The organism is Anaerosporobacter sp. (assembly GCF_965301125.1).
On sequence record NZ_CBDLAM010000180.1, the window covers coordinates 1 to 7,611 of the forward strand.

Annotated in this window: 6 protein-coding genes and 1 pseudogene; 1 reads left to right on the plus strand and 6 read right to left on the minus strand. The window is 34.3% G+C overall.

The window, feature by feature from the left end; genetic code table 11:
- From ACW2QF_RS15895 to ACW2QF_RS15920, 6 genes and pseudogenes are all read right to left on the minus strand, one after another.
- Positions 1 to 699 (minus strand): ABC transporter ATP-binding protein (locus ACW2QF_RS15895; protein WP_455716990.1); only part of this gene is annotated, 699 nt, incomplete at its 3' end.
- Positions 692 to 1,696, minus strand: a pseudogene (locus ACW2QF_RS15900) (FecCD family ABC transporter permease). The pseudogene ACW2QF_RS15900 and the gene ACW2QF_RS15895, both read right to left, overlap by 8 nt.
- Positions 1,696 to 2,889 (minus strand): ABC transporter substrate-binding protein, encoded by a 1,194-nt coding sequence (locus ACW2QF_RS15905; protein WP_455716991.1) that lies wholly within the window; start codon positions 2,887 to 2,889, stop codon positions 1,696 to 1,698. Before ACW2QF_RS15905 ends, ACW2QF_RS15900 begins: the two are co-directional and overlap by 1 nt.
- Before the next feature lie 239 nt (positions 2,890 to 3,128).
- Complete coding sequence (locus ACW2QF_RS15910; protein ID WP_455716992.1) at positions 3,129 to 3,890, minus strand: response regulator transcription factor; 762 nt, start codon at positions 3,888 to 3,890, stop codon at positions 3,129 to 3,131.
- Positions 3,891 to 3,910: 20 nt separating this feature from the next.
- Positions 3,911 to 5,764 (minus strand): sensor histidine kinase, encoded by a 1,854-nt coding sequence (locus ACW2QF_RS15915; RefSeq protein WP_455716993.1) that lies wholly within the window; start codon positions 5,762 to 5,764, stop codon positions 3,911 to 3,913.
- A gap of 203 nt (positions 5,765 to 5,967) precedes the next feature.
- Positions 5,968 to 6,321, minus strand: a complete 354-nt coding sequence (locus ACW2QF_RS15920) for an MmcQ/YjbR family DNA-binding protein (RefSeq protein WP_455716994.1) — start codon at positions 6,319 to 6,321, stop codon at positions 5,968 to 5,970.
- A 313-nt stretch (positions 6,322 to 6,634) separates the two neighbouring features.
- On the opposite strand from ACW2QF_RS15920, the gene ACW2QF_RS15925 reads away from it, so the two are divergent.
- Positions 6,635 to 7,492 (plus strand): AraC family transcriptional regulator, encoded by an 858-nt coding sequence (locus tag ACW2QF_RS15925; protein WP_455716995.1) that lies wholly within the window; start codon positions 6,635 to 6,637, stop codon positions 7,490 to 7,492.
- Positions 7,493 to 7,611: the final 119 nt, after the last annotated feature.

Below are 7,611 nucleotides of genomic sequence, written 5' to 3' on the forward strand. Positions count from 1 at the left end.
CTTATATATATTTTCTTTTGTTATTGCCTTATGCGATTTATCAAACACATAAGAATCCTTACCTAAGATTAATGTCTTATCTGTATATCTGAGCGCATGTTCTGGGTAATGCGTATTAATAATCACCGTTACATTACGCTCCTTAGAAATCTTTTTGGTGATTTCAAGCACTTTTAACTGATTTTTCATGTCAAGATTAGATTCTGGTTCATCCATAATCAAGATATCTGGCTCTTTTATCAACGCTCTAGCAATCAACACCATCTGCAATTGTCCACCACTTAAACTGTTACAAGAGCGATGTGCAAATTCCGACAAGCCTATTTCGTCCAATAATTCATATGCTTTTTCATAATCCGCTTTTTTCGGAGTATGACCGAATTTTATGAACTGGCTTCTCCCCATAACGACCATATCAAGTACACTGTAACCAAAAACCAAATTTTTTGCCTGAGGAACATAACTGATATTCTCCCAGAACTTACTATTGCTCATTTTTATTGCATCATTTCCATTTATCAATACTTCTCCCTTTTTTAAGTCGAGAAAACGCATCATACAACGCATCATCGTAGTTTTCCCCACTCCATTAGCACCTAAAACTGCCATAATCTCTCCCTTAGGCACATGGAAAGAAATATTTTTAAAAACGTCACTTTTCCCATCATAAGAAAAGGTAAGATTTTTCGCTCTAATCACTCCAGCCACCTCCGGTTTTATGCAACAATATTGCAAAGATAGGCGCTCCTACCAAAGCTGTCAGTATAGACAACGGAATTTCTGAAGCCGTCAAACTTCTTGCCACCGTATCTATAACTACCAAGAATATTCCCCCCATTAAAACACTGGCTGGAAATAAACGTTTATGGTCGCTTCCTACTATCATTCTAGCAAAATGCGGTACTGCCAGTCCCACAAAGGATATTACTCCACAAAATGATACGGATACTGCCACAATTAGTGTCGTTGCTATAATTACAAAGATTCTGACATTTTTAACATTTACACCTAATGAAACTGCCTCATCTTATCTAAGTTATAACAAATTTATTTTCCATCGAATCAACCATAAAGCAAAGATTGCTGCTCCAATAATCGGAAACACTTTAAGTACATCTTTCATAGATGACCCCGATAAACTTCCCATTAGCCAGTATGTTATTGCTGGTAGCTTTTCCTCTGGATCTGCGATGTATTTGATAAAAGAAGTCAGCGCTTCAAACACTGCTCCTACAATTACCCCCGACAAAACCAGTCTAATGGTACTCGTTTGTCCGTTTTTTCTGCTCATAGCATAAGTTAAAGCCATACCTACAAAGCCAAATATAAGTGCCGATCCTTGTATTATAATAAAATTACTGCTAAGTAATAGCCCTAAGGCAGCTCCAAATCCTGAGCTATAAGAAACGCCCAGGATATGAGAACTTACCAAAGGATTCGCAAACATTGCCTGCAAACACACACCTACACATGCCAGCCCAGAGCCCACCATCATTGCCATAATGGTTCTCGGAAAACGCACATTCCAAACTACAATACTCTTAGTTTTCTCTGATTCTCCAATGTGAAATAGAATTTTTATAACTTCACTAAATGACAAAGAATAACGTCCGATGCACATAGCTGTCAACAATGTTAGCGCCAAAACTATAATCAATAAAATGAATATTCCTTTGTTTTTTCCAGTTTTCATCATTATTTATTTGCTGATCCTCCAAAACCTGCACCCTTAGCTGCTTCAGGATCAGCCGATAAAATACCTTCTACCTGATCATCAGTTAAAGAATAGTTATAAAACTCTTCATAATATGCTTTAATTTCTTCTTTCATATCATAAGTAAATAAATCTGGGTTTAATGTTTGAGCCATCCATTTTAACATGAGTGGTGCATCTCCTGAAGGTGGGAACCATCTGTATACACCTAATGGCTCTTTATATACTTTACCATTTGCTACTGCACTGATAGTACTCCAGTCTTGTCCATCAATTGTATTATTATACAAATCTTCTGGCATAGTTTCTGTAAATGTTGTTAGGATAATAATATCCGGATCCCACTCATAAATCTGTTCCATATTTACAGATGCTGTACCTGAAATTTCTGCTGCCGCATTAATTCCACCACCTGCATTAATCCAGTAATCTCCATAATGTCCCGAACCACTTACACTAATATCTTCAGAACTATGATTATATAGATATAATACCTTTGGTTTATCTTCTTCTGCTATCTGAGCAGTCTTTTCTTTGATTTCTTCTTCTATCTGACGACCATATTCAATCACGGCATCTACATTTCCTGAATCACCGAAAATTTCACCCATAATCTCAAGCCAACTTTCCAGTGTTGTAAGTACATCTCCTTCTGCTTGTGTCTTAACACCTACAGCGTTGATACCTGCATTTGTCATCGCTTCATATTGTTCTAGATACTCTGCCCAGTATAAAACTACGTCCGGTTCAAGTTTTAATAACTCTTCTACATTTATATCTGTACCATCAATAAAATTATCTGCAATACCAGATAACTCAGGATACATAGCCGCCATTACAGAGTTTTCAATCGCACTTGTTGAACCAGGATGAACTCCAACCAAATATTCAATTGGTGACCCTATAAGTGCATAGATACTTGGTAACGGAAGTGCTGTTGTAACCAATCTTTCTGGATTTGCCTTAATCGTTGCAGTCATATCGTTTTGATCAACCACAGTAATGGTATCCTGTGACTCATCTGTTTCAACGGATGCCTCTTCGTCTACTGCTGTCTCTGTTTCAACCGCAACTGCTTCTCCTTCTTCATTTGCGACATTATTTTCTTTTCCACACGCTGTTATCATACACATTATGGTTAACCCTAATAATATGGATAATAATTTTTTCTTCATACTAAAAATAATCCTCCTCGTAATCTTCAAGTTAGTTTTGACTGACCGATTAGATTCTAGCATTAATTGATACTGTATTCAATATCTGCTATTGAGAAATTTTATCACAAAATCATCTTTTCAAAAAACTATTCATTTTTTTGATAGTTTACTATCAGTAACTTATTAACACGATACAAGAAAAATCGCTATGCTCCAGCCTTAACAGGCTATTGCATAGCGATTTTACTCTTCATACTTTATTTACTACTCATTCTATATTCACTCGGAGTCATATTTGTTTGTGCTTTAAAAACGCGGCTAAAATAAAATGCGTCTTTATAACCAACTAATTCACCAATCCTACTTACTTCCATGTCTTTATACTGAATTAAAAGTTGCTTGGCTTGATTAATTCGTAAGGTTGTAAGGTATTTTGATGGCGATTGACATGCTATTTTTTTAAATACTTTTCCTATATATTCTTGTGTAAACCCAATGGAGTCTGCTAAGGATCCCAAGGAGATGTCATGCATATAGTTCTCTTTAAAATAATTTATCATTAATGTATAAATCTCTTCTTGAGACAAATCATGCTCCTTTTCTGATAACGTCCTAATCTTCTGAGATTTTGCATCAAAATAATTCACAATCTCTACTAAAGTCTCTTTTAATTCTTCCGTACGTATAGGTTTTAAGATATAATTATGTACATTATGTCGCATCGCTTCTTTTGCATAGGAAAATTCATCATATCCACTTAATATTATGATCTTTATGTCTGGATACTTACGATTAACGTATTTGATTACTTCTAGGCCATCACATTGCGGCATACGAATATCTGTTATAATTATATTTGGAACTTCCCTTTCAGTAAGTAATATTCCATCTACTCCATTACTTGCCTCACCTGCATATACAAGTGGTAAACCTAAACTTTCTATTTTCTTAATTGTATTCTTCCTTATTAATGATTCATCTTCAATTACAATATATTTATATGTGATATTTGTTTCCATTCCATCCCCCTGCCTTTCCCCTATAAGACACTTTTCTCCTTCGTCGCCTCAATTGGTCCACCTAGTATGAATTTTGTACGTCCTGGATAATGATTTACAATAGTAAACATTGCTTTTTCACCATACAATAACTTCATACGCAAATACGTATTTTTTAACCCCATACCTCCAATTTCCATGTTATAGAATGCATTTTTCTTAGTTTCTCTAAATTCCTTCAATAATACTTCTTTTTGCTCATCAGTTAGCATTCCACCATTATCTTCAATCTCGATTCTCCAATTCTTTCTTCGTTTATATGCTGAGATTTTTAATACCCAAGGTGGTTTTTTATTAAATCCATGCTTAAATGCATTCTCAACTATTGGCTGTAGAATGAGTTTTGGTATTAGGACATCTTTCACAGAATCAGAAATATTACATATATATGTTAGATCCTCGCCATAACGAATCTTCATACAATCAATATACTTTTCAATACAAACCAGTTCCTCTTTTAAAGGAACCTTCATCTCTTTCGTTGATGTGATATATCTGAAAAAATCACATAGGGAGTTACATAATTGAACAATTTCATCATTCATCTCCTCCTCTGCCATTATACTCATATGTGTAAGGCAGTTATAGAGAAAATGAGGATTTACTAACGACTGCGTTGCACTTAACTTTGCTCTAGTCTCTTCTGCTCTAGACAAGAGTACCTCCCTAGATGAATCTTTTAATTGTTCATACATCATTCTTATTGCATCGCATAATTGATGAATCTCGGTTATGTTACTGTCAATTTCATTAATATGTTCATGCTCTTCATCTAGAACTGACGTAATGGTAATCTGTCTCGTTGCATCTTTAATCTCCTTTAATGGCCTTGTTATCTTTCTTGATAACCAAAAGCATAAAAGTATAACTAGCAAAACTGTTATGAATCCAGCAGTAAAGAATACAACCCTATATTTGTGTAACGGATAATAAATTGATTGACGGTTTTCATATACTAGAATTGACCAATTGTAACTATCTATAACCTGATACGTAGCCAGACTCTTTATATAATAATCAGTATGAATCCACTTACTTACCAATGGTTCCATATTATTATCTTTTATTAAACTATAATACCCAGGATTCACTACGCCCGATTTATCATAAGGATAAACAGTTTCACCACGATCATTGAATATAAAAATTGAAGTTTGAGGATTTTGTTCTTGTAATTGGTCTACAAGTGAAAAAATTTGATTACAATCTTGGACAACTTCTACAAAACCTGCTTTTTTCCCTTTTCTATTATGAAATAGACGTACAAGGGATATGTACATGTGATCTTCCATATTCTTATTGGTAAATTCATTAAATGTGATCTTTTCTGGAACCGTAAAAAACTTTTTACCGTCTAGTGATAATGCCGCATCATACCAACCCTTTTCTTTTAGTTGTACGTTACTCATAGCATCAATAAATCCAGTTCCAATACAGACTTCGTTTAAAGTATAGACATTAACTTGAGATGCAGACTGTGTGTTTTGTTGTGCTGCATTAAGGGCATCATGAATCTGCAACATAGGTATAGAAGAATCCTTATTTGATATGCTTCCCTTATCATCCACTTCTTGACTTTTTCCCAATGTATCACGAATGATATCCGAGTAGACAACATTCATTGCTATACTGGACATCTTGTTCAACTCAGAAGCAACTGCACTTTGTATAGAAGTGCAGAATGTTGTGGTTTGATTCTTCGCATCTGTATAGATATTAGACTTATATACTGCATCAATCACTACAAAGAAAGCCCCTAATACAAAAATAATTGCACCTGCATAGATCCAAAATAAATATACAATCTGTGAATACTTTTTCGTCGTTTTTTTCATATTAATACCCACTTTTTATATTATTCTATCTAGCTAGATATCTCTTATATCTCCAACCACATAATTAGTATAATCATACAATAATTTTAATTATAATTATACATTTTATATATATTATGATAAATTATATGGTACTCTTTGTCAACTACACTGTGCTATTTGCTTCTTGTAAAGTGACTAGCTGGTTGCGTAGCCAGCAGTACTTATAGAAGAATCTCTTTCTTCCTCTTGGGCTTCGTAAGTTCATAACTTTCTTCAATCATTTTCTTAATGCTTTCATTTGGAATGGTTTCATCAAGAATAATAGAATTCCAGTGTTCCTTGTTCATGTGATATGCAGGAACAACAGACGTAAATGCACTACGCCAGAAGTCTCTCCACTCTGTATCACATTTTACATTAACCCAGATATTCCCTTGACGCTCATAGATACAGGCAAACGTCTTTTTATTAGCTTTGTGGCGCATCAATGCCCAGTTACCATCATGAAAAGGGTAGTCTTCAATTACGTTTTCGAATGTATTACAAAATGCGATTGCTTCTTCTCTTGTCTTCATTGTCTTGTCACCTCATATTTTTAGATTACATAGTTTTTACCGTCAGTATAACATAAATGAATTTTAATATCATCTAAAAATGTGTATCCACAAGGAACTTACTTTTAGTAGTATATTCCATCATTTCAATGTATAATATTGGATAATTGATAAGTATTTATTAAGGAAAAGAACCAAGAAGCAGTTATTTAATCACACTTAATTAAATCCAATATAGACAATTAACAAACAAATACCCTACACAAGAGAACAATAAACATCGGGTATCGTTAATTCGTTTCAACTATACTTTAATCAGGAAGGAGGATGTGGAATGGACTATTTGCTAAGAATGAATGATGCTCTCAATTATATTGAGAATAATTTAGATGGAGAGATAGATTACGAAATAGCTGCTAGTAAAGCTTGTTGTTCTGTCTTTTACTTTCAAAGAATGTTTTCGTTTATAGCTGATATTACATTATCAGAATATATTCGTCGCAGGCGTCTAACACTTGCCGCTTTTGAATTACAAAATAGCAAAGTAAAGATAATTGACCTTGCTATCAAATATGGCTACGATTCGCCCGACTCCTTTTCTAGAGCATTTCAAAAATTGCATGGAATTATACCTTCAAAAGCGCGCAATATAGGTATAACCCTGAAAGCGTTTCCTCGTATTACCTTCCATATTTCGATTAAAGGAGATGTTGAAATGAATTACAAAATTGAAGAAAAAGAAGCATTTAAAGTTGTAGGTATCAAGAAGCATTACAAAGGGCCAGAGGATGATGCAACTGTTGTTGGGTCATTTTGGAATGAACTTTACGAAAAAGGATTACTAAAAGTAATATCAGATTTGTCTACCGAAACCACAAAAGGTGTCCATGGGTTCATTCAAGTATTAGGTGATGAGGAGGTTGATTACATGATTGCCAGTATATCAGATAAGGAACCACCAGAAGGAATGACTAGTCAGGTAATACCGAAATCTACATGGGCAATTTTTGAATTAGTCGGGCCAGTTAATTCAACACTTGAAACTGCATGGAAAAGAATATTTACCGAATGGCTTCCAACTTCTACCTATCAATATGCAGAGGCAATTGACATTGAATATTTCCCGAATGATGGCTTTGAAGGAGCTGAGGATTATAAGTTTGAGATATGGCTTCCTGTTATTAGGAAATAAGATTAATGATATCCAATTAAAAATGAATGTATCTACGACAAACAACCACCAGTTAACTGGTGGTTGTTTGTCGCATAATAAGCACTTTCTTACTGCTCTTATACTACACAATATATTAC

Excerpts from the sequence above, each read along its gene's own strand:
- ACW2QF_RS15905 (WP_455716991.1), bottom strand. The coding sequence starts at position 2,889 with ATGAAGAAAAAATTATTATCCATATTATTAGGGTTAACCATAATGTGT.
- ACW2QF_RS15910 (WP_455716992.1), bottom strand. The coding sequence starts at position 3,890 with ATGGAAACAAATATCACATATAAATATATTGTAATTGAAGATGAATCA.
- ACW2QF_RS15915 (WP_455716993.1), bottom strand. The coding sequence starts at position 5,764 with ATGAAAAAAACGACGAAAAAGTATTCACAGATTGTATATTTATTTTGG.
- ACW2QF_RS15920 (WP_455716994.1), bottom strand. The coding sequence starts at position 6,321 with ATGAAGACAAGAGAAGAAGCAATCGCATTTTGTAATACATTCGAAAAC.
- ACW2QF_RS15925 (WP_455716995.1), top strand. The coding sequence starts at position 6,635 with ATGGACTATTTGCTAAGAATGAATGATGCTCTCAATTATATTGAGAAT.